Below are 23,243 nucleotides of genomic sequence, written 5' to 3'. Positions count from 1 at the left end.
GAAAACATAAAAAAAACGTCCCGAATATCGGGACGTTTTTTAGTTCAAATACAATCTGAAATTATGGTCTTTGTTTTTTCATCTCTTTTTCAATCATATCATAAAACTGATCGATTTTAGGTAAAACAACAATACGTGTTCTTCTGTTACGAGCTCTGTTTTCAGCTGAATCATTTGCTACTAAAGGAATATATGAGCTTCTTCCTGCTGCAATCAATTGTTCTGGTTTAACACCTAATTGAGTTGTTAATACACGAATGATAGAAGTAGAACGTTTTACACTTAAATCCCAGTTGTCTAATAAAATACCTGAACCATTGTAAGGAACATTATCAGTATGACCTTCAACCATACATTCAAAATCCGGTTTATCATTTACTACTTTAGCCACTTTAGCTAAAACACCTTTTGCTTTATCAGTTACATCGTAACTTCCTGTTTTAAACAACAATTTGTCAGCAATAGATATAAATACAACTCCTTTTTCAACATTTATTTCGATATCTGGATCAGAGATTCCTACAGCGCTTTTCAAACTAGTAACTACAGCAAGTGTTACACTGTCTTTTTTAGTCAAAGCATCTTGCATTCTACTGATTTTTAAATCTTTCTCTTTGATAGATTCTAAAGCTTTTTCAATATTTTCAGCTCCTTTTGTAGACAAGATAGTCATGTCTTTTGAAGTGCTTATTAATCCTTGGTTTTGCTCTTTTAAAAGAGACGCAGTAGCAGAAAGTGCTGCTTTTTCTTCTAAACAAGCATTCAATTTTACTGTTGCAGTATTTAATAAGTCTTGAGTTTCTTTATTTCTAGCTTCTAAATCAGTGTATTTCTTTTTAGAAACACATGAAGTCAATAGTGCTAATACAGATAAGGCAATTACTATTTTTTTCATAAATGGTATTAATTTAATTAAATGTTAAAGACAAATTTACTTTTTTATATTTATTTTGTTCTAAATAAATCGTTAAAAACGACGATTTTCTTAATAAAATAGATGTAAACGATACTTTTTGTGTTGTAGTATCTTTGTTCTTGAAATTTAGTTCTTTTTTTATAATGATCTAAAAAAAGTTTGTAAAAAGAAAAATGTGCTTTTAAAATGGCAATAAAATGATTGAATTTTCCTTTCATAAGAAATTGTATTCCAGCAATTCCATCCAGAACCATTCGACCTAAAAGAATTGAATACAATTTATTTTTAGGAAGGTTTTTTGTCAGCATCAATAAGGAGTTTCTGAAATTCAAAAACGTTTTCTTTGGGTTTCCCTGCTGTAAAGTTGCTCCTCCTACATGATACACAACCGATTCTGAAATGTATTTTATTTTATATCCTTTATTAAAAGCACGCCAGCATAAATCGATTTCTTCCTGATGTGCAAAAAAAACATCATCAAAACCATTTAGTTCTTTATAAACTACGCTTCTAATAAAAAAACAAGCTCCTGTTGCCCAAAATATTTCGCAGTTGTCATCGTATTGTCCGTTGTCTTTTTCTAAAGTATCAAAAATACGACCGCGACAATACGGATATCCATATTGATCTATAAAACCACCGGCAGCACCAGCATATTCAAAGTATTCCTTATTTTTGAAATCCAATATTTTAGGCTGAATTATAGCGATTTTTGGCTCATTCTCGAAAGTTTTAAGAATAGGTTGTAACCAATTTTCGGTTACTTCAATATCCGAGTTGATTAAGGCATATATATCAGCCTCAATATGCTTCAAAGATTGATTGTATCCATCTGCAAATCCTAAATTAGTGTCGTTTTTTACAATTTTAACCGAAGGAAAAAAAGCTTTCACATAGGAAACAGAATCATCTGTAGAGGCATTATCAGCAACATACACGGTGGCTTCTGGAGAATATTTCAACACCGAAGGTAAAAATTTTTCTAACAATGAAATTCCATTCCAATTCAGGATGACAACAGCTATTTTCATTTAGATTACTTGATTATATATTTTTATACATTGGCAACTCGGGGAGGAATTGATATTTTTCATTTTCAAAATCCATTTGGCAAAAGTAATGATTCAAACCATTGGTTACCATCAAAAATTGTGCATTCATAGTCATGTTATAACGGGCGATTTGATCAAAAGTCGCTTGTGCAATTTTTACTTCAGGGGCTTTGCATTCGATTAAAATGAAAATGGAACCATCAGAATTGAAAACCACAACATCATATCTTTTGCGCAAGCCATTGACTTTTAAAACTTTCTCTACGTTAATCAATGATTTTGGGTATTTTTTTTCTTCCAATAAAAATTGGACTACATGCTGACGAACCCATTCTTCGGGAGTAAGAATGATAAATTTTTTCCTGATTTCATCAAAAATGGAGACTTTATTTTCGCTATTTTTGAAACGAAAATTATAAAGCTGAAAATTGAGTTTTTGCATGAAGCAAAAATAGTTATTTAGTTTAAAGTTTAAGATTTAAAGTTTCACACGATGCTATAAATTTTAAACCTTAAACTTTAAACCAAAAATAAATGGACGAGGTTATAAAAATTGTAAATGATATAAAAAGCGGCAACATCAAACCAATTTATTTTTTGATGGGTGAAGAACCGTATTATATTGATAAACTATCAGATTATATTGAAGAAAAAGTCTTATCCGAAGAAGAAAAAGGCTTCAATCAAACCGTTTTATACGGAAGAGACGTTTCTATAGAAGATATCATTTCGACAGCAAAACGCTATCCAATGATGGCAGAGCGTCAAGTGGTCATCGTAAAAGAAGCACAGGATTTAATCAGAACCATAGATAAACTGGAAAGCTACGCTGAAAACCCAATGGCAACAACGGTTTTAGTTTTTTGCTATAAATACAAAACGTTGGATAAACGCAAAAAAGTAACTAAGTTGTTAGCGAAAAACGGTATTGTCTACGAAAGTAAAAAACTATATGAAAACCAGGTAGGAGAGTGGATCAAACGTGTTTTGTCAGGTAAAAAATATTCCATAGAGCCCAAAGCAAATGCCATGCTGGTAGAATTTCTTGGAACAGATTTGAGTAAAATAAACAATGAACTGGAGAAATTACAAATCATTTTGCCGGTTGGAAGCACCATAACTCCCAAGCATATTGAGGAAAATATAGGGTTCAGTAAAGATTTTAATGTATTTGAATTGCGAAAAGCACTTGGCGAACGCAACCAGCTAAAAGCGTATACGATTGCGGAAAACTTTGCACAAAATCCAAAAGACAATCCAATGGTGGTGACTACAAGTTTGGTTTTTGGATTTTTTATCCAATTACTGAAATACCACGGTTTGAAGGACAGAAATCCCAAAAATGTGTCGGCTGTATTGGGTGTAAATCCATTCTTTTTGAAAGAATATGATGTGGCTTTGAAAAACTATCCGATGAAAAAAGTAAGTCAAATTGTTGGTGCTTTAAGAGATATTGATGTAAAAAGTAAAGGTGTTGGTGCTAATGCAATGTCACAATCCGATTTGTTACGAGAAATGCTTTATAAAATATTTAATTAAAGGACAAAAATTTCCGATATTTGCACTCCCGTTCCGAGACTTCGGAATCGGTTTATTAAAAACAAATACCACAATTATGGGAATGAATAAAAACACTATTTTAGGTTGGGCTACTTTGATAATGATTGTAATGGGTTTATTGCTTATTGCATTAGGCGCTTTTAGATATGATGATGTAGCAGGCTGGGGATTTGCAGCTGTAGGTGTTGGTTTTTTGGCTAATGCTTGGGTGTTTAGTTCGCTTAAAGGCAGACTGTAGTAGTTGTTTTAAATGTAGATTCGAGACTGAAAGTGAAAATTGATAATGTAATTTTAAATTTTAAATTAAAAAATAAAGATGGCAGACGATAAAAAAGTGATATTCTCAATGTCAAAATTGAGTAAAACGTATCAAGGAGCAGATAAACCAGTACTTAAAAACATCTATTTGAGTTTCTTTTACGGAGCTAAAATTGGTATTTTAGGTTTAAATGGTTCCGGAAAATCTTCCTTATTAAAAATTATTGCCGGTGTTGATAAAAACTATCAAGGCGATGTGGTTTTTGCTCCTGGATATACGGTAGGTTATTTAGAACAAGAACCTATTTTAGATGACAGTAAAACGGTTATTGAAATTGTAAGAGAAGGTGTTGCTGAAACAATGGCAGTTCTTGATGAGTTCAATAAAATCAATGATAGTTTTGGTTTGCCTGAAGTCTATGAAAATGCCGAAAAAATGGAGCAATTGATGGATCGTCAAGCGCTTTTGCAAGATAAAATTGATGCATTGGGAGCTTGGGAAATTGATACCAAACTAGAAATTGCAATGGATGCCTTGCGTACGCCTGAAGGTGATACGCCAATCAAGAATTTATCTGGTGGTGAGCGTCGTCGTGTAGCTTTATGTCGTTTGTTGTTGCAACAACCTGATGTTTTGCTTTTGGATGAGCCTACGAATCACTTGGATGCAGAGAGTGTACTTTGGTTAGAACAACATTTAGCACAATACGCCGGAACTGTTATTGCAGTAACGCACGATAGGTATTTCTTGGATAATGTTGCCGGTTGGATTTTGGAATTAGACAGAGGTGAAGGAATTCCTTGGAAAGGGAATTATTCTTCTTGGTTAGACCAAAAATCAAGCCGTATGGCACTAGAAGAAAAAGTAGCTTCGAAACGCAGAAAAAACTTAGAACGTGAGTTGGACTGGGTTCGTCAAGGTGCCAAAGGGCGTCAAACGAAACAAAAAGCGCGTTTGCAGAACTACGATAAATTACTGAATGAAGACCAAAAACAATTGGATGAAAATCTGGAAATTTATATTCCAAATGGTCCACGTTTAGGAACTAATGTAATTGAAGCCAAAAATGTAGCTAAAGCTTTTGGAGATAAATTACTGTATGATAATTTAAATTTCACGTTACCACAAGCAGGAATTGTTGGGATTATTGGACCAAATGGTGCTGGTAAATCAACCATTTTCAAAATGATAATGGGTGAAGAGAAACCAGATTCTGGAGAATTTTTAATTGGAGACACTGTAAAAATCGCTTATGTAGATCAAGCACACTCAAACATAGATCCTAATAAATCAATTTGGGAAAACTTTGCTGACGGTCAGGAATTGATTATGATGGGCGGAAAGCAAGTAAATTCAAGAGCTTATTTATCACGATTTAATTTTGGTGGTGGTGAACAAAACAAGAAAGTTTCTATGCTTTCTGGTGGAGAACGTAACCGTTTGCACCTTGCAATGACTTTAAAAGAAGAAGGAAACGTACTTTTACTGGATGAGCCTACGAATGATTTGGACATCAATACGCTACGTGCATTAGAAGAAGGTTTGGAGAGTTTTGCAGGTTGTGCGGTAGTTATTTCTCACGATAGATGGTTTTTGGACAGAATTTGTACCCACATTCTAGCTTTCGAAGGAAACTCTGAAGTATATTATTTTGAAGGTGGTTTCTCTGATTATGAGGAAAACAAGAAAAAACGTTTAGGTGGTGATTTAACTCCAAAGCGATTGAAATACAGAAAGTTAATTAGAAGCTAATTCATTCTAATTGTCTTAATAATAGAAGAGGATGTCCACTGGGCATCCTCTTTTTTTTGTGCTATTTTTTTATTTTTTTGTCGGAATTCATCATAATTAAAACTGCGGCAACCAGTCCTATGATTACTAAACCAAATACGACAATCATTATAAAGGAACCGTTATCCCAAGAAAAAAGTGTAGTGTCTTTCATGATTAATTAAATTTAAGATTGTCCAAATATATTATTCTTGCAAAATAAAAGGTATGATAATTATCATATTGGTCATTTATTCTAAAAACTTAGCTTGGAGCTCTTTTGTGGGAATCAGACAAGTTTCCTTTTTTCCATACCATTTGTAACGATTCTTAGCAATATAATCGTAAATATGGTTATTTAGTGAAGTGGGTAATATTGAAAATAAAGTGCCAAAATAAAATAGTCCACATAAATCTTTTGCAATCTCTAAAGCTGCTTCGGATTTATAATAGTAGGCAAAACCGGGCTGATACAGAATAATACTATCCGTTTTTTGTGTATCAATTCCCAAGTGCTTAATGATTTTTTGACCTAAATCAGATTGTAAGGCAACGAACCTGAAAACATCTTTTGAATCATGCTTAATGATTCTTTGCACTGCCGAATCACACAGATTGCAAACGCCATCAAAGAGGATAATTTTTTTGTCTTTAGGTAAGTTTTCCATTTTTATGTGTCCTTATGTCATTGCGAGCAAAGAAGCAATCGTATTTAGTTGCTCAACTTCTATCCTCGTTAGTGTGATTGCTTCGTTCCTCGCAATGACTAGTGTTTGTCATGTGAGAGTCATTCCGTCATTATATCTTTAATTTCTTCAAATAAATCTTTCCAAGTAGGGTTTAGAGAACGAATTAAAGTGTTTTTTGTTTCTCTTTAACCTGCTTTTATTTGCTTTTCTCTAGCTATAGCATCACCAATCCATTGAAATTGCTCATAATAAACTAATATATTCACATTATAACAAGCAGAAAATGAAGTAGGATATCTTTTTTCTTTATGTTCCAAAATTCTTTGCGGAAGATTAGAAGTAACACCTGTATAAACTACGGTTTGGTATTTATTAGTGATGATATAGATAAATCCAGGTTTCATGGTTTTTTATTTGAATTTGTCATTGCGAGGAACGAAGCAATCGCATTTAGTTGCTCAACTTTTATCCTCGTTAGTGTGATTACTTCGTTCCTCACAATGACTTTAGTCTATTTTTTCCCCGCTTCAACAAATTCCAGTGCTTCCAGACTCACTTTTGAAGTAAAGACACCGTAATTAACCGTTGCTTTGTTTTTTTCAATAGAATCAATCGTTCCCACCGCTTTTCCGTCAAACATTCGCACGCGATCGCCTACTTTTAGGATAGGTTTTGGTTTTTCAACCACCACTTTTAATTTCTTCTCTTTCTTTTCTTTTCTGATTTCTTCAACCTGAACGGTCACTTCTTGAATGACTTCTTTTTTCTTTTCAATCAGTGCTTTTGCCTCTTTGGTTGTGGCTTTTTTGCGTTTTGAATTTTCGATTTCAATGATTTTCAAAAATTCTCCAAGGAGTTCTTTCTTGTTCTTATTATTAAAATATTTCTCCGAAATGTCTTCAATTTTTTGACCAATGTAAATCGTTTTCTGGTTGCTGTCGTACAATTCTTGATAGCTTTCCAGTTTTTGCTTGATTTTTACATTGATATTCTCCATTTTTTTGCCTTCTTCACGCGCTTTGGTTTCTTCTTCTTTCAGCGTTTGAGAAGTTTTTTCCATTTTGGAACGTTCTTTCTGAAGGGTTGCAATGGTTTTGTCGAAACGTACTTTTCCAACTTCAATTTTCTTTTTGGCTCGATTGATTAAGCTAAAAGGAATTCCGTTTTTTAAAGCCACTTCAAAAGTGAATGAACTTCCTGCTTGTCCCAAAGCTAATTTATACATGGGTTCCAATGATTTTTCATCAAAAAGCATGTTGGCATTGGTGGCAAAAGGCAATTCGTTAGCCAGAATTTTTAGGTTTGAATAATGGGTTGTAATAATCCCGAAAGCTTCCCGATGGTAGAATTCCTCCAAAAAAATTTCGGCTAAAGCACCTCCTAATTCAGGGTCAGAACCCGTACCAAATTCATCAATTAGGAACATGGTTTTTCTATTGCACTTCTTTAGGAAGTAGTTCATGTTCTTCAATCGGTAACTGTATGTACTTAGATGATTTTCAATAGATTGATTGTCTCCAATATCTGTTAAAATTCTATCAAACAAAAAAGTTTCACTGCGTTCATGTACCGGAATCAACATTCCGGATTGTAACATTAATTGCAGTAATCCAACAGTTTTTAACGAAATAGTTTTCCCTCCTGCATTAGGACCTGAAATCACAATAATTCTGTTTTCCTGACCTAATTCAATGGTTTGCGGATGTGTAATTTCGTTTTTCTGTTTGTTATTCAAATACAGAATAGGATGGTAGGCATCTCTAAAATAAAGTCGGCGTTCTTCAGTAATTGTTGGTAAAATTCCATTGATTTTATTTGCATATTTTGCTTTGGCGGCAATTACGTCAATATCACTAAGGAAATCCTGGTATTTGATTAACAGCGGTAAAAAAGGACGAATCTGATTCGATAACTGTTTTAATATTCGGGTGATTTCTTCTTTTTCTTCGTATTCAAGATTACTCAATTCCCGAGAATATTGCAAAGTAGCTTCGGGTTCAATATAGGCGATACTCCCTGTCTTGGAACTGCCCAGAATCGATCCTTTGACTTTACGGCGGTACATCGCTAAAACAGCCAAAACACGTCTGTTTTGCACAAAACTTTCTTTGATGTCGTCAAGATATCCCAGCGCATTGTATTGGGTCATTGCTGATCCAAAACTTTGGTTGACTTTCCCGCGAACTGCATTCATACTTCTGCGGATGTTCAATAAATCCGGGGAGGCATTGTCTTTTATTTCGCCATATTTATCGACTACTTCATCGACCATAGTGATGATTTCTTTAGTCAGTTCGACTTGGTTTGCTCTTGCGTTTAAATTTGGATAATAATCCTCAAATTTTCTCAAAAAACTCAACAGGAAATTTACCGTTGAAGAAATCGTGGCAATTTTTCTAAAACTGCCCACTTCCAAGAAACTGTCTTCAATGGCCAGAAATTTTATCTCATGCGTAATGGCGTCAAAACCATGATTTGGAATGGCATTGTTATTTTGGAAAGACGAAACATATTCAGATGTTTGCATTAAGGCCTGCATCAACGTTTCCTTGTCTTTAAAAGGAGTTATTTCTAATGCTTTTTGTTTTCCAATGTCAGTATTACAAATTGTCGAAATGGTTTCGAGAACAGTTGGAAATTGTAAATCTTGTAATGTTTTTTCGGTGATGGATATCATTTTATGATCTAAGTTGTAAAGCTTCAAAGTTACAAAGATTCAAAGTGAAATGCATTAATTTTTTTAGCGGACTTTGCGAAAAACTTTGCGAACTTTACGGCAAAATAAATTACATGCAAATCAATCTAAATACCTCTTGGCAAACCATTTTATCGTATGAAATCAAGAAACCCTATTTTCAGGATTTAATGGAAACTGTTGCGGAGGAATACAAAAATTATACCTGTTACCCTCCCAAAGAATTGATTTTTGCTGCGTTTAACTATTGCATTTTCAAAGATGTAAAAGTGGTTATTATTGGTCAAGACCCGTATCATGGGAAAGGTGAAGCGAATGGTTTGTGTTTCTCTGTAAATGATGGCGTTCGAATTCCGCCCTCGTTGCGTAATATTTTTCGGGAGATGAGTGATGATTTAGGGACTATTTTTATGCCGACTTCAGGGAATTTAGAAACTTGGGCAAAGCAGGGCGTCTTATTGTTAAATGCTTCGCTGACGGTTAGAGAAGACAATGCAAATAGTCATAAACACTTGAAATGGTATGTTTTTACTGATGCAGTAATCCAAAAAATTTCGGAAGAAAAAGAGCATGTTGTTTTCTTGCTTTGGGGAAATTTTGCGCACAAAAAAGGACTAAAAATCGACCGAAACAAACATTTGGTTTTAGAATCCGGGCATCCTTCGCCTATGAGTGCCAATCAAGGGAAATGGTTTGGGAATAAGCATTTCAGTAAAACGAATGCGTATTTAAAACAAAACGGATTAGAACCTATAAAGTGGTTGTAGTTTTTTAAGATTATCTTTTTCTAAACCATTAAGAAATTAAGTTTAATTAAGGCTATAAAACTTAATTTTCTAAATAGCTTAATGGTTTTATTTTAAAAGTACTGTTTCCTAAAATTTACTTTTTTTGGTATAAAAGAGAAATTATTTTTTTATAATATCTTCTAAGACAGCTTTATCAGCGTAATTAATCACTTTCAAAGTAACCTCTTGGTTTTTGATTGTTTTCCCTTCGATGATATACAGCTTTCCTTTTTTAAGTTCTATATTGCTTTTGTCAAAATCTACATCACCATATTGCAATGTATTTTTTATATCGGAAGTATCAATCCATTTTTCAGCCAAAATCTGTGATGCTTTATCCGAATAATGGAAAGGTTTGTTTCTTAAATCATTCAAGACTCTGGCATTTGGAAAATAGTTACAACGAGTGTCTTTACCACTGAAAACTAACGCTACAAAAAACAATCCGATAACTAAACCTACTAAATAATAAGCAAAACGATGTATAAACTTCATGAATTAAATTTTTGGCAAAGGTAGAAGAAAGTTTTCTTAAAAAACAATTAAATTAATGTCGTTGTTAGGCAAATCGAACCAATCGCCAATGGCACTATTTGTGAGGATTCCGTGGTACATATAAACACCATTTTTCAATCCTTTATCACAACGAATAGCGCTTTCGATACCGCCATCTGCAGCGATTTGCATCAAATAAGGCGTTATGATATTGCTAATGGACAACGATGCTGTTTTAGAATATCGGGAAGGAATATTGGGTACGCAATAATGCAAGACATTGTTTTTGATGAACGTAGGTTTCTCGTGTGAAGTCACTTCTGAAGTTTCAAAACAACCGCCGGTATCAATGCTTACATCCACAATTACAGCACCACTTTTCATGTGCTCCACCATGGTTTCCGTAACAATCACGGGACAACGTTCTTTTCCTCGCATGGCGCCAATAGCGACATCACATCGTCTCAATGCTTTCAGTAAAGATTTTGGTTGTATGGTAGAAGTAAAAATACGCTGATTCAAATTGTTCTGTAAACGGCGTAATTTGGTAATAGAATTATCAAAAACTTTAACATTGGCACCTAAACCAATGGCGGTTTTAGCGGCAAATTCTCCAACAGTTCCTGCGCCAAGAATTACAACATCAGTAGGAGGAACGCCTGTAATATTCCCGAATAACAGTCCTTTTCCGAATTCATTGGTAATCATCAACTCGGCAGCAATTAGAATCGATGCAATTCCGGCAATTTCGCTTAACGCTTTCACTGCAGGATAGGTGCCATCTTCATCTTTTATGTATTCAAAAGCCAGTGCGGTAATTTTCTTTTTGGTCAAAGCCTCAAAATAGACTTTCTTTCGGGTTTTCAGTTGAATTGCTGAGAGCAGAATCGTTTGAGGATTCATCATTTCAATTTCGGCAAGCGTTGCCGGTTCTACTTTCAATATCATCGGACAACTAAAAACTTTCTTGGTGTCACTGGTAACTTCGGCACCGGCATCACAATATTCTTTGTCCGTATAACTGGAATTTAAACCCGCGCCAGCCTCAATCATCACCCGATGTCCATGATAGGTCAGCGAGTTTACAGCGTCTGGAGTAAGACAGATACGGCGTTCCTGATAACTGGTTTCCTTTGGGATTCCTATAAAAAGCTCGCTTTTTTTTCTTGCTACCTCAAGTTTTTCTTCTTGGGGTAATAGCTGTTGTTTTGTGAATGGCGTTATAGTAATTGACATTGATGTTGTTAAATTAAGGGTACAATTTACGTAAAAACTTTTAAAAAAAGTGCACTATTTACGGGGATAAATGCACGTGAACTTACATCTGAAATTAGTGCATGACTCTTTCCATTTTTATATCGGCTCTTTCATAAACGCCACCTTCCAAAGGTACTTCTACAAAACCAAATTTTTCATACAAATGAATCGCCGGCAGTAATCTCCTGTTCGAATATAAAATCAGCTTTTCAATTCCTTTTGCTTCAGCAACGGCAAGGCAATGCAGCATCAATTTCTTTCCAACGCCTAAGCCCTGAACGCCATCTGTTACTGCCATTTTGCTTAATTCATAGGTAGTGCTATCAATTTTCATTAAGGAAACTGTACCTACGATAGCATCATTGTATTTAGCATAAAAAATCATTCCGCCTTTGTCTATAATTTGACCTTGCGGATCCGAAAGTACAATTTCGTCTTTAGGTTCTACCTTGAAATACTTTTTCAACCATTCCAGGTTTAAGGTTTTTATAGGTTCTTTTAGTGCGGTTGAAAAAGGAATGATTTCTACTGTATTGTCTAAACTCATAATTACTTTTTAACTTAAGGTTAAAGAACGCTTTCCGTCAGGAAGCAATGAAATAGTTATAACCGAATGTGTTTCAGGAATCAAATTTGGAATCTTCTCTGCCCATTCTATAAAACACCAATTCCCGGAATACAAGTAATCATCAACACCCATATCCAAAGCTTCTGTTTCATGATTTAATCTATAAAAATCAAAATGATAAACCAGCTGATTATCATCGGTTTCGTATTCATTAACTAAAGAAAAGGTTGGACTACTCGTCGCGCCGGTTACACCAAGTGTTTTACACAATTGCTTGATCAAAGTGGTTTTCCCAACGCCCATTTCACCATGAAACAGAATCACTTTTTTGGGGTTTTCGGCTATGATTTTTTGTGCTACTTCTTCGAGTTGGTCGATAGAAAAAATGATATTCATTCTTTTAAAATTGTTTAAAGTTTAAAGTTTAAGGTTCTACCAAAAAACTGAAAACGGAGTCTGACTACTTTTTTATTTCGGATTAAAAACTAAAAACGGAATAATCATTTCTTCCAATGAAATTCCACCGTGTTGATACGTATTTTTGTAATAACTCACATAATGATTGTAGTTGTTGACATACGCCAAAAACAAATCATTTTTTGCAAAAATATAAGAACTGCTCATATTTATGGTAGGTAAGCCAACATTTTTTGGTTCTTTTACCGCATAAACATCTTTGTGTTCGTAGGTCAAACTACGTCCGGTTTTGTAACGTAAATTTAAACTGGTGTTTTTATCACCTACCACTTTCGATGGATTTTTTACGTTTATCGTTCCGTGATCTGTTGTTAAAATCAATTTGAAACCCATTTTTTGAGCCTGTTGAATGATTTCCAAAAGTGGGGAATTCTTAAACCAACTCAACGTAAGCGAACGATACGCTTTATCATCAGAGGCCAGTTCTTTTACCACATCCATTTCTGTTTTGGCATGCGAAAGCATATCCACAAAGTTGTAAACTATGGTAACCAAATCATTATCTTTTAAAGCTTTAAAGCTTTCGGCTAATTTTTTTCCGCCTGCAAGACTGGTTATTTTAAAATAATCTTCCTTGATATTCAAACCTAATCGTTTCAATTGTGCTGTCAAAAATTCGGCTTCAAAAAGATTTTTTCCACCTTCTTCCGGGTCATTTTTCCAGTATTGAGGGAACTGTTTTTCCATTTCCAATGGTGTCAAACCTGAGAAAATAGCGTTTCTCGCATATTGCGTTGCCGTAGGAAGAATAGAGTAGTAGGGCACTTCTTTTTCCAGTTTATAGTAATTTCCCACCACACTTTCAAAGGCTTTCCATTGGTCGTAACGCAGGTTGTCAATCACTACAAACAAAATAGGCTTGTCTTTTTTCTTAAGTTCTGGAAGTACTAATTCTTTGAATAACGTGTGCGATTGAACCGGTTTATCCGCTTTTGGTGCAAACCAATCCTCATAATTGCGCTCAATGAATTTTCCAAATTGTGAATTGGCTTCTGTTTTTTGGGATTCCAAAATTTCAACCATACCCTGATCGTCGATATTCTCTAATTCAAGTTCCCAAAAAATCAATTTCTTATACAACTCAATCCAGTCTTCATAGGAATTTACCATCGCCATTTCCATGGTAATTTTTCTAAATTCTTTCTGATAATCCAGCGTTGTTTTTTGCGAAATCAATCGGGAATGATCCAGATTTTTCTTCAAGCTCAACAAAATCTGGTTTGGATTCACGGGTTTAATCAAATAATCGGCAATTTTAGAACCTATGGCTTCCTCCATAATGTATTCTTCCTCGCTTTTAGTAATCATAATCATGGGAACCGAAGATTTTTTCTCCTTCATTTCTGATAAGGTTTCCAAGCCGCTCATTCCGGGCATATTTTCATCCAAGAAAACAATATCAAAATTGTTTTCCTCAAAAATTGTAATCGCGTCAAGCCCATTGTTACAAGTCGTTACCTCGTAATTTTTCTTTTCCAGAAATAAGATATGTGGTTTCAAAAGGTCGATTTCATCATCTACCCAAAGTATTTTTATTTTATCCATAATTGTATAAACAAGTGTTCTAAAGTACTATTTAAAGTGCCAAATTACATTTTTTTGCAACGGCTACCTGCTAATATTATGATAATTTTTTAACATACTTACGCTACATTTTATAAAACTGCAATTCGCTTTCGTTCTGTATTAGGTTTGTTCTTGGGCGTGACCCATCCTGCGTAAACTTCGTCCGGGTCGGGCTGTACGCTGTATCTTTCCTTTTTAAAGAAAAAAGGAAAGGATGCCGCTTCCATCCCTCACGCACTTGCGAGAATGATTGGGGTTTAGTACTACATTTTGATTGGAAAAGTTCTCAGAAAACAAAACTAGATTGTATTATTTGTAATGAATTTATTATATATTTGAAAATAACAAAAATCTGATATTTATCAAACCGTTAGTTACCAATCATTGTCATAGAAACGCAAATAATGATGAGCAATAATAAAATATTATGCAAATACAGAAATATGAAAAAAATCCTTCTCGTTTCTATTGCATTTATTTGGATTGGCTGTTTAACAATTTTAATAATCGCTTTAACGGATTTATATCCAAATAATATATTTCAAGAATATCAACTATTGGTTGGAATTGCTTTTATTTCAATTACAGGATTCTTAAGGATAATATTTAATAAAATTACTGTTGAGCAGGCAAAGAAGAAACAAAATTCAATTATATAAAATTAACTGCTGGTAAAAGCTACTACAACGAATTTGGGCAATAGTCTTAATGGAAAGCTGGTTTTGTATTTGGGATGATTTGGCAAATCCAAAGAATGGGCTTAATTTAGTCCCAAACCCGCTGTAGTACCAGAACGTTAGCAACAAAATCCGCGCGAAACGAATAAAAAATATGTATAAAACATTTACATTCTGTATTTCTATAATCTTGCTTAATTTATTTTCAGCGTGTGATTTTAGTTGTAAAAAAATCTATTTTAATGAAAATGAAAAATATTGGATAACTCCATACAAAAAAGGTAACATTGAAATATTTCAATCCAATTTGGATTCGCGTAAAAGAGATACGATATTTATTTTAGAAAATACCCATACTTTACCTATTGGAAATTGCAATCCTTCAGTCTCTAATGTGGATCCTGAAGCTTACTTTATAGATTATAAATATTCGCATAATGGAAAAATGAGTGATTCAAATTATTTAATTCAACATGTCAAAGAAATTGGATTGAGTTTGCCCATAATTAGAATATATGACATAGAGTTTAATGGCGAAACTTTGAAAGACACAACAGTAGTTCTAAAGAATTTTGGAATTCAGCAATGCCATATTTTTAGCAATTTTCAAGATTTTAATAATCTTCCAGATTTCAAAATAAAAAATTTCATTTGGAGCAAGAAGCTTGGATTAGTTCAAATAAAACTTCATAATGGCGAAGAATACGAATTAATTGAAAAACAACAATCTAAAAAATAAATTCTACTGGCAACAGCTACTACAACGGATTTGAGCAATTGGCTAAATGTAAAGTTGGTTTTGTATTTGGAATGATTTGCTTCGCCTGTTCGCTATCGCTCGAGTGGCAAATCCGAAGAATGGGCTTAATTTAGTCCCAAACCCGCTGTAGTGCCAGAACGTTAGCAGTAATGTTGCCCGTGAAGAAGAACATATGATTAACAAAACCAAAATGGATTAATGAAAAAAATTAAAAACATTTTAATACTCATAATAAGTTCACAATTATTAATGAGTTGCGACCCTCCACACTTTATTGATTTTATAAATAAAACTGATTCAAATGTAAAAGTAAAGTTTAATCTAAATCCTAAAGTTGAGAATTATGATTTGGAAAGAATAACAACTAACGATTCTATAGTTTTTAACATAAAACCAAAAGACACAGCAAATTTGCATTTTGGAATCGGAAGTTGGTCAGACAAACAAATTGAAGAATTAACAAGTTCAATCAATAATATTGAAATAGAAACTCAAAATATTAAAACAATTTATAAAACAAAAAAATCTATAGACGATATTTTCAAAGAAAATCGACACGGATTTTGGTTTAAAACTAAAATAGAAATTAGCATTAAATAAAAAACACTACTGCCAACATCTACTACAACGGATTTGGGCAATTGGCTTAATGAAAAATGGTTTTGTATTTTGAAAATTTGTACTTAACCAAAAAAACAAATATTAATTTAATCCCAAATCCGCTGTATTAATAAAGCGTTGCTAGAAACAGAATTGATTAAAATAAGATTAATACTTCATGACCAAAATAGATTCCGCCATTTTAAAACAAAAACAACATTTTGAAATCCTTGATGGATTAAGAGGAATAGCAGCTTTGTCCATTGTACTTTTTCATTTTATGGAAATCGTTTATCAGCCTAGCAAAAATTTCATTGCGCATGGTTTTCTTGCGGTTGACTTTTTCTTTTGTTTATCCGGATTTGTGATTGCCTATGCTTATCATCAGGAGCGTATTGAAAAAATGGGAATTGCAGCGTTTTTTAAAACAAGGCTCATCCGATTGCATCCTTTGGTTGTTTTTGGTTCGGTTCTGGGTTTGTTGGCTTTTCTTTTTGATCCTTTTAGCAGTCATCCTGAAACCTACGAAACGGGTAAATTGATTCTGATATTTCTAGCTTCCGTATTTTTAATCCCTTTTCCAGCAATGCCAGACCGATATTTCAACTTGTTCGGTTTAAATGCACCAGCTTGGTCTTTGTTTTGGGAATATGTTGCCAACATTCTGTATGCACTTTTTCTGTACAAATTGAGCCGTCGTTCGCTGTTTTTACTAACTATTTTGGCTGGGGCAGGACTCTGTTTTGTCAGCTATCGTGCGGGAGGTTCCTTGCTGGGCGGATGGAATGGAGAAACCTTTTGGGATGGCGCTGCCCGTATTTCGTATTCTTTTTTAGTTGGGATGTTGATTTTTCGTTCCAATTGGATTATTAAATCAAAACTCGGTTTCATCAGTCTGTCTGTATTACTAATGTTGGCCTTTTTAATACCTTTTACGGAATGGAACTGGTTGACTGAGCCTTTGGTGGTCTTGTTTTATTTCCCGTTATTGATTGCATTGGGAGCCGGAGCGACACTAAAACAGGGATTTAGAAAACTGTGCATCTTCTCCGGAAAAATATCGTATCCTCTATACATGACGCATTATGCAGTGATGTGGCTATTCGCAAACTATTATACAACGTACAAACCAGAAACGACTGAGCTGTTTTATATCATCTCAATAGGAACACTATTGTTGGTTGGCTTCGCTTATTTAGCAATGGTTTTTTATGATATTCCAATCCGAAAGTATTTAACGGATAGGAGAAAGAAGGTTTAATTTAAAAATGGTTCTTTTATTCGGTATGAAAGAAATGAGCAAGTAGAATATCAAGAGATTTTTGAAAACGATACAATTATTAAAACAAAAAATGAATACTATAATTCTTAAAACGGAACGATTAATACTAAGACCAATCACATTATTGGATTTGGATTATGTTCACGAATTACATTCTTTGAAAGAAACAGATGAATTTAATACATTAGGAATTCCAAATAATATTGAAGAAACAAAACTACTTTTAGAAAAGTGGATTTTTGAAAACAATAAAGAACTTGCGACCCATTTTACTTTTGCGGTCGAATTAAATACCGGAAACCAAATGATAGGATTAATTGGAATCAATTTGGGGAAAGTAAAATATAAAAATGCCGAAGTTTGGTTTAAATTCCACAAAGACCATTGGAACAAAGGCTACGCAACTGAAGCGTTGAAAGAAATTATCCGTTTTGGATTTGAAGAACTGAATCTGCATCGTATTGAAGCGGGTTGCGCAGTGGGAAATATAGGTTCTATCAGCGTTTTGGAAAAAACCGGAATGACAAGAGAAGCCCACACCCGAAAATTATTACCATTGTCATCTGGCTGGTCTGATAATTACGGTTACGCTATTTTAGCTACTGATTAGCCATTTGTCCAATCTAAAAAAGCAATTTTTATATGAATCCCAGAATTGAAACGCTTTCGGAAACAAAATTAATTGGCAAACGAATGATACTTTCGTTATCCAATAATAAAACTGCGGAACTTTGGAAAAGTTTTATGCCCAGACGAAAGGAAATCCAAAATAATATTGGTGCCGATTTGTATTCCATGCAAAAATACGATGCGTCGTATTTTAATACTTTTAATCCCAATGCTGAATTCGAAAAATGGGCAGCCGTTGCTGTAACTGATTTCAATGAAATTCCAGAAGCAATGGAACCGATTACTTTGGCTGGAGGATTGTATGCGGTTTTTTTTCACAAAGGAGATGTATCGACCGCTTCAAACACATTTCAGTATATTTTTGGAAGCTGGTTGCCCAACTCTGAATATGTTTTGGATGACAGATTCCATTTTGAATTATTAGGGGAAAAGTACAAGAATAACGATCCCAGTTCCGAAGAGGAAATTTGGATTCCAATCCAACTGAAATAATTTTCCAAATTAATTATCAAAAAGAAAAATGGTATAAATGACAAAACCACTGCCGGTACAAAAAGCAGTGGTTTTGAAACAAACAGGAATCAATAATAATTAGTCAAGCAATCTCATTATTGCCAGCCACCACCAAGGGCTCTGTACAATTGAATTATCGCTTTATATTGTTGGAATTTATTGTCTATCAAGCTTAGTTCTGCATTCAAAGCATTGTCTTTTACAGTCAAAACTTCTAAATAATTGGCTAAACCGTACGTCAACAATTCATCCGAATAATCAGTGGCTTTATTCAAAGCATCGACTTGTTTTTCTCTAACGGTGAGTTTATATGTTTCATTATTGTATTGTGCCAATGCATCCGAAACTTCTTTTCCAGCAGTTAATAACGACTGCTCAAACTGAAGATAGGCTTTCTCTTGATTGGCTTTTGCAATTTCGAACCTCGTTTTAATTTGTCTTTGATTGAAAATAGGCTGCGTTAATCCCGTAACTATATTTGCAAAAATCGAATTGGCACTAAACCATTCTTTCAAATCAATACTCTGAAGTCCGCCTGTTGCAGTAAGTTTTAATGTTGGATAAAAATTACTTTTGGCAACATTAGTCTGTTCAAAGTTTGAAATCAAGTTGTATTCAGCTGTAATCACGTCAGGTCTGTTTCTCAACAATGTCGCAGGAACGCCAAGTGTAATTGTTGGTTGTATGGATTGTGACTCAAATGTGCTTCTTTCGATTTTAGCGGAACCTTCACCCATAAGAATACTCATGGTATTTTCAAGAATGATAATGTTGTTTTTTAAATCGGCAATGATAATTTCAGTAGCATATTTTTGCGCTTCAGTTTGCTTCACGCCAACTTCGGTTACATTTCCTGCTTTTTTTAATGCGACAATAGTTTCAACACTTTGGTTTCTGTTAACCAATGTTTTCTCCGCTAATTTTATTTGTGCATCAACTGAAAGCAATTGATAATACGTAGCTGCAATGTTAGCAATCAATTGCGTTTTTACGGCTTGATTGGCAGCTGTTGTTTGTAAATAAGCGGCATTTACAGCACGCTTATTACTTCTTATTTTTCCCCAAATATCAGCTTCCCAAGAAAGACTTCCCGTAAATTGATATTGATCGGTACTTCTGTCTTGCAGCAATGCTCCAAACTGACTGTTCTTAGAAAGTTCTTGATGCGTCCAATCGGCACCTGAAGAAAGAGTAGGGAAGTATCCCGCTTTTCCTTGTTTCATGGTTGCTTCTGCCGCTGCAATATTTTGCATGGCAATTTTGATATCAAGGTTGTTTTCTAATCCTTTTTTGATGTATCCCTGCAAAAGAGGATCTGTGAAAACATTGTTCCAAGCTACATTCGCAAGTGAAATGGTATCTGTGGAAACCACTTCATTTCGATACAAATTTTCCGTTTTTAATTCCGGTCGTTTGTAATCTTTGGCGACAAAGCAAGACTGCATCAGTATTGCTGTAACTCCCAAGAGTGTGATTCTGTATATATTATTTTTCATTTTTTTCATCTAAAAGTGTAACATCTGATTCCTGATTTTCTACAGGAAGTGGTTTTGTAGAAATTTTTTCCTGCAGGGTTTGGAAAACGATAAACAATACCGGAATAACAAATACCCCAAAAATGGTTCCGATTAACATTCCGCCAATTGCTCCAGTTCCAATAGCATTGTTTCCAACAGCTCCAGCTCCTTTAGCTAACATTAAAGGCAATAATCCGAAGATAAATGCAAATGATGTCATCAAAATAGGACGTAAACGAGCAACAGCACCATGAATAGCAGCTTGCGTAATACTCATTCCTTTTTTCCTTGAATCTACAGAAAACTCGACTATCAAAATGGCGTTTTTAGCGAGCAATCCAATAAGCATAATAAGTGTTATTTGTAAGTAAATGTTATTACTCACATTGAATAAATAAGCAAATAGATAAGCTCCCGCTAAACCAATAGGCAATGAAATTAATACGGCAAAAGGCAACATATAACTTTCATATTGAGCAGCTAACAAGAAATATACAAAAACCAAGCACAATAAGAAAATATACAATGTCTGACCACCTGCACTAATTTCCTCACGAGTCATTCCTGAATACTCGTAACCATATCCAACAGGTAAGCTTTGACTTGCCACTTCTTCAACGGCTTTAATCGCATCACCAGAACTGAAACCTTCATTTGGTGCACCAGTGATTTTTACCGATGTAAATAAATTGAAACGTTCAATTGCCTGTGGACCAAATACTTTTACTAAAGTCACAAATTGTGAAATAGGAGCCATCTGACCGGTATTATTTCTAACCAATACTTTATTCAATGATTCAGGATTACTTCTAAACTCTGGATCAGATTGGTAAACTACTCGATATTGTTTTCCAAATTTGTTAAAATTAGAGGCATAAACTCCACCATAATAGCCTTGCATGGTTCCTAAAATATCAGTTACTGTTAAACCTGATTTTTTTATGGCAGCAACATTCAAATCAATTCGGTATTGTGGGTAATTTGGAGAAAAAGAAGTAGCAGCATATTTGATTTCGGGACGGCTGTTTAAAGCGGCCAAAAATTTATTATTTACTTCACTTAACTCTTGGATAGAACCTCCTTTTTGATCTTGCAATTGAAATTCAAAACCATTGGTAAAACCAAAACCAACAAGAGTAGGACGAGCAAAATAAAGTACTTTCGCATCTTTAATTGCAGCGGTACGCTTAAAAAGTTCAGCTACAACAGCTGTTATTTCCTGATTGGCATCTTTACGTTCAGCCCAGGTTTTCAATTTTACAATGACCATTCCGTAGTTACTACCAGTACCACTTATCAAACTACGACCTGAAATACGAAGCACTTCTTTTATTTCAGGAATGTCTTTTACTTTATTTTCAATTTGCAATAATACTTCCTCAGTTCTTTCTAATGAAGTTCCGGGTGGAAGTGAAACATCCGAAAGAATGGCACCTGTATCTTCACCAGGTACAAAAGCCTTTGGTGTAATATTTAATAACAAGATAAAAATCCCTGCAAAAACCGCAATTCCTAAGAATGCTAACCATTTGCGTTTTATAAAAAATTCTACTGATCTTTTGTATTTGGCGGTTGTTGTTTCAAATCCAGCATTAAATGCAGTATAAAAACGTTCCATAAAACCCTTCTTCTTGGAACTTTTATCATGTTCTTTTAAGAAAATGGCACATAATGCAGGAGAAAGCGTTAAGGCATTAATAGCTGATAATACAATTGAAACGGCTAAAGTTAATCCAAACTGTTTGTAGAAAACTCCTGCAGAACCACTGATAAATGAAACAGGAATAAATACCGCCGACATAACAAGTGTAATGGAAATAATTGCACTACTGATATCTTGCATGGCACTGTGAGCCGCTTTTTTTGGATCGTGTTCTCCAGCTTCCATTTTGGCATGGACGGCTTCGACAACAACAATGGCATCATCAACCACAATTCCGACGGCAAGTACTAAGGCAAAAAGCGTTAATAAGTTAATGGTAAAGCCAAATAGACTTAGGAAAAAGAAAGTTCCCACAATAGCCACAGGTACAGAAATTGCAGGTATAAGAGTTGATCTCCAATCTTGTAAGAAGATAAAAACTACAATAAATACTAGTAAAAAGGCTTCTATTAAGGTATGAATCACTTTTGTGATAGATTCATCTAAGAAGTCATTTGCATTAATTAATGTAGCATATTTTACCCCTTTAGGGAAATTTACTTCTGCTTGATCCAATACTTTTAAGGATCCTTCAATTACTTCTTGTGCATTAGATCCAGCAGTTTGTGCAATAGCAATTGCAATAGATTTGTTTCCGTTTGTATACGCATTACTGGCATAATTTACAGCTCCCAATTCAATTTTTGCTACATCACCTAACTTAAGGATTTCTCCGTTTTCGGTTGAACGAACAATAATTTCTTCAAACTCTTTTGCATTTTGTAAACGCCCTTTGTATTTCAATGTATATTGAAACGATTGGTCGCCACTTTCACCCAATTGACCAGGAGCTGCTTCAATATTTTGCTCTGCTAATAACGTTGTAATATCCGAAGGAACCAGTCCATAAGCTCCCATTACATCTGGCTTAAGCCAAATACGCATAGAGTAGTCTTTTTGACCAAAAATCATTGCTTCTCCAACTCCGGCTACACGTTTTATTTTTGGTAAAATATTGATGTTAGCATAATTTTGAAGAAAAACATCGTCATAATCAGGGTTTTCACTGTACAGTGATAAAATCAAAATATTATCACTTTGTCTCTTTGAAGTTGTAACACCGGCTCTTGTAACTTCTTGAGGCAATAAAGGTGTAGCACGTGATACACGATTTTGTACATTCACAGCTGCTAAATCAGGATTTGTACCTAATTTAAAGTATATATTAATGGAAGCAGAACCATCATTATTTGATGTAGAAGTCATATAAGTCATGTCTTCAACACCGTTGATTTGTTCTTCTAATGGAATTACTACCGAGTTCATTACAACTTCGGCACTTGCTCCTTGATAATTTGCTGATACAGTTACCGTAGGTGGCGCTATTTCTGGATATTGAGATACTGGAAGTGAGGTTAACCCTAAAACTCCCAAAATTACGATGATAATAGATACCACCGTTGACAATACCGGTCTGTCAATGAATTTTGAAAACATATTTTGTTATTTATTCAATAGTTAGTTTGTCAA

24 protein-coding genes are annotated in these 23,243 nt (G+C 34.3%); 10 read left to right on the top strand and 14 right to left on the bottom strand.

The genetic code is table 11. From position 1 onward, the window contains the following. Positions 1-61: 61 nt before the first annotated feature. From C8C87_RS07015 to C8C87_RS07005, 3 genes are read right to left on the bottom strand one after another with little or no spacing between them, the layout of a single operon-like run. Positions 62-895, bottom strand: coding sequence for an OmpA family protein (locus C8C87_RS07015; protein WP_099715460.1), 834 nt, complete (start codon positions 893-895; stop codon positions 62-64). Between the two features lie 50 nt (positions 896-945). Continuing rightward, entirely contained in the window at positions 946-1,947 is a 1,002-nt protein-coding gene (locus C8C87_RS07010) for a glycosyltransferase family 2 protein (protein WP_121342085.1), read from the bottom strand. 13 nt (positions 1,948-1,960) lie between these two features. Continuing rightward, positions 1,961-2,410: a type I restriction enzyme HsdR N-terminal domain-containing protein gene (locus C8C87_RS07005; protein ID WP_099715462.1), complete on the bottom strand. Its 450-nt coding sequence runs from the start codon at positions 2,408-2,410 to the stop codon at positions 1,961-1,963. Positions 2,411-2,502: 92 nt separating this feature from the next. On the opposite strand from C8C87_RS07005, the gene holA reads away from it, so the two are divergent. From holA to ettA, 3 genes are all read left to right on the top strand, one after another. After that, positions 2,503-3,507, top strand: a complete 1,005-nt coding sequence (gene holA, locus C8C87_RS07000) for a DNA polymerase III subunit delta (RefSeq protein ID WP_121342084.1) — start codon at positions 2,503-2,505, stop codon at positions 3,505-3,507. A gap of 76 nt (positions 3,508-3,583) precedes the next feature. Then, positions 3,584-3,766, top strand: a complete 183-nt coding sequence (locus C8C87_RS06995; protein WP_091169561.1) for a CAL67264 family membrane protein — start codon at positions 3,584-3,586, stop codon at positions 3,764-3,766. A 78-nt stretch (positions 3,767-3,844) separates the two neighbouring features. After that, on the top strand, positions 3,845-5,539 hold the full coding sequence (ettA, locus tag C8C87_RS06990) for an energy-dependent translational throttle protein EttA (protein WP_099715464.1): 1,695 nt from the start codon (positions 3,845-3,847) through the stop codon (positions 5,537-5,539). A gap of 61 nt (positions 5,540-5,600) precedes the next feature. Here ettA and C8C87_RS15950 read toward each other — a convergent pair whose 3' ends face one another. The 4 genes from C8C87_RS15950 to C8C87_RS06975 all read right to left on the bottom strand — a co-directional run bounded on the left by C8C87_RS15950 (position 5,601) and on the right by C8C87_RS06975 (position 8,923). Beyond that, the gene (locus C8C87_RS15950) at positions 5,601-5,732 is read right to left on the bottom strand and encodes a hypothetical protein (protein WP_255409051.1); all 132 of its coding nucleotides are present in this window, start codon (positions 5,730-5,732) and stop codon (positions 5,601-5,603) included. A 76-nt stretch (positions 5,733-5,808) separates the two neighbouring features. Beyond that, the gene (locus C8C87_RS06985) at positions 5,809-6,225 is read right to left on the bottom strand and encodes a thiol-disulfide oxidoreductase DCC family protein (RefSeq protein ID WP_121342083.1); all 417 of its coding nucleotides are present in this window, start codon (positions 6,223-6,225) and stop codon (positions 5,809-5,811) included. A gap of 206 nt (positions 6,226-6,431) precedes the next feature. After that, complete coding sequence (locus tag C8C87_RS06980; protein WP_369869776.1) at positions 6,432-6,650, bottom strand: GIY-YIG nuclease family protein; 219 nt, start codon at positions 6,648-6,650, stop codon at positions 6,432-6,434. A 107-nt stretch (positions 6,651-6,757) separates the two neighbouring features. Beyond that, positions 6,758-8,923 (bottom strand): DNA mismatch repair protein MutS, encoded by a 2,166-nt coding sequence (locus tag C8C87_RS06975; RefSeq protein WP_121342082.1) that lies wholly within the window; start codon positions 8,921-8,923, stop codon positions 6,758-6,760. A 113-nt stretch (positions 8,924-9,036) separates the two neighbouring features. Between C8C87_RS06975 and ung the strand changes: the two genes are divergently transcribed. After that, entirely contained in the window at positions 9,037-9,708 is a 672-nt protein-coding gene (gene ung, locus C8C87_RS06970; protein ID WP_121342081.1) for a uracil-DNA glycosylase, read from the top strand. Positions 9,709-9,849: 141 nt separating this feature from the next. Here the strand turns inward: ung and C8C87_RS06965 are convergent, their stop codons facing one another. The 5 genes from C8C87_RS06965 to C8C87_RS06945 form a co-directional block, all read right to left on the bottom strand. After that, positions 9,850-10,224, bottom strand: coding sequence for a DUF4258 domain-containing protein (locus C8C87_RS06965; protein ID WP_099715469.1), 375 nt, complete (start codon positions 10,222-10,224; stop codon positions 9,850-9,852). A gap of 36 nt (positions 10,225-10,260) precedes the next feature. After that, positions 10,261-11,460, bottom strand: a complete 1,200-nt coding sequence (locus tag C8C87_RS06960) for an alanine dehydrogenase (RefSeq protein WP_199074797.1) — start codon at positions 11,458-11,460, stop codon at positions 10,261-10,263. A gap of 94 nt (positions 11,461-11,554) precedes the next feature. Next, positions 11,555-12,028, bottom strand: coding sequence for a GNAT family N-acetyltransferase (locus tag C8C87_RS06955; protein ID WP_121342080.1), 474 nt, complete (start codon positions 12,026-12,028; stop codon positions 11,555-11,557). Positions 12,029-12,037: 9 nt separating this feature from the next. Next, positions 12,038-12,445 (bottom strand): tRNA (adenosine(37)-N6)-threonylcarbamoyltransferase complex ATPase subunit type 1 TsaE, encoded by a 408-nt coding sequence (gene tsaE / locus C8C87_RS06950; RefSeq protein ID WP_121342079.1) that lies wholly within the window; start codon positions 12,443-12,445, stop codon positions 12,038-12,040. 72 nt (positions 12,446-12,517) lie between these two features. Beyond that, complete coding sequence (locus C8C87_RS06945; RefSeq protein WP_121342078.1) at positions 12,518-14,071, bottom strand: response regulator; 1,554 nt, start codon at positions 14,069-14,071, stop codon at positions 12,518-12,520. 464 nt (positions 14,072-14,535) lie between these two features. On the opposite strand from C8C87_RS06945, the gene C8C87_RS06940 reads away from it, so the two are divergent. The 6 genes from C8C87_RS06940 to C8C87_RS06915 all read left to right on the top strand — a co-directional run bounded on the left by C8C87_RS06940 (position 14,536) and on the right by C8C87_RS06915 (position 18,533). Beyond that, the gene (locus tag C8C87_RS06940; protein WP_143394895.1) at positions 14,536-14,751 is read left to right on the top strand and encodes a hypothetical protein; all 216 of its coding nucleotides are present in this window, start codon (positions 14,536-14,538) and stop codon (positions 14,749-14,751) included. 172 nt (positions 14,752-14,923) lie between these two features. Next, positions 14,924-15,508, top strand: coding sequence for a hypothetical protein (locus C8C87_RS06935; protein ID WP_147402358.1), 585 nt, complete (start codon positions 14,924-14,926; stop codon positions 15,506-15,508). A 219-nt stretch (positions 15,509-15,727) separates the two neighbouring features. Next, entirely contained in the window at positions 15,728-16,129 is a 402-nt protein-coding gene (locus C8C87_RS06930; RefSeq protein ID WP_143394896.1) for a hypothetical protein, read from the top strand. A gap of 178 nt (positions 16,130-16,307) precedes the next feature. Next, positions 16,308-17,390 (top strand): acyltransferase, encoded by a 1,083-nt coding sequence (locus C8C87_RS06925; RefSeq protein ID WP_121342075.1) that lies wholly within the window; start codon positions 16,308-16,310, stop codon positions 17,388-17,390. A 91-nt stretch (positions 17,391-17,481) separates the two neighbouring features. Further along, the gene (locus C8C87_RS06920) at positions 17,482-18,021 is read left to right on the top strand and encodes a GNAT family N-acetyltransferase (protein WP_121342074.1); all 540 of its coding nucleotides are present in this window, start codon (positions 17,482-17,484) and stop codon (positions 18,019-18,021) included. A 32-nt stretch (positions 18,022-18,053) separates the two neighbouring features. Then, entirely contained in the window at positions 18,054-18,533 is a 480-nt protein-coding gene (locus C8C87_RS06915; RefSeq protein ID WP_121342073.1) for a GyrI-like domain-containing protein, read from the top strand. 116 nt (positions 18,534-18,649) lie between these two features. Here C8C87_RS06915 and C8C87_RS06910 read toward each other — a convergent pair whose 3' ends face one another. Together C8C87_RS06910 and C8C87_RS06905 are read right to left on the bottom strand one after the other, a co-directional pair. Continuing rightward, on the bottom strand, positions 18,650-20,050 hold the full coding sequence (locus tag C8C87_RS06910; protein ID WP_121343318.1) for an efflux transporter outer membrane subunit: 1,401 nt from the start codon (positions 20,048-20,050) through the stop codon (positions 18,650-18,652). Continuing rightward, on the bottom strand, positions 20,040-23,210 hold the full coding sequence (locus tag C8C87_RS06905; protein WP_099715478.1) for an efflux RND transporter permease subunit: 3,171 nt from the start codon (positions 23,208-23,210) through the stop codon (positions 20,040-20,042). Before C8C87_RS06905 ends, C8C87_RS06910 begins: the two co-directional genes overlap by 11 nt. Positions 23,211-23,243 lie beyond the last annotated feature (33 nt).

This window comes from Flavobacterium sp. 120 (genome assembly GCF_003633605.1).
Lineage (GTDB): Bacteria > Bacteroidota > Bacteroidia > Flavobacteriales > Flavobacteriaceae > Flavobacterium > Flavobacterium algoritolerans.
Note: the sequence above shows the minus strand (reverse complement) of the source record. Positions and strands in the feature narration are given on the sequence as shown.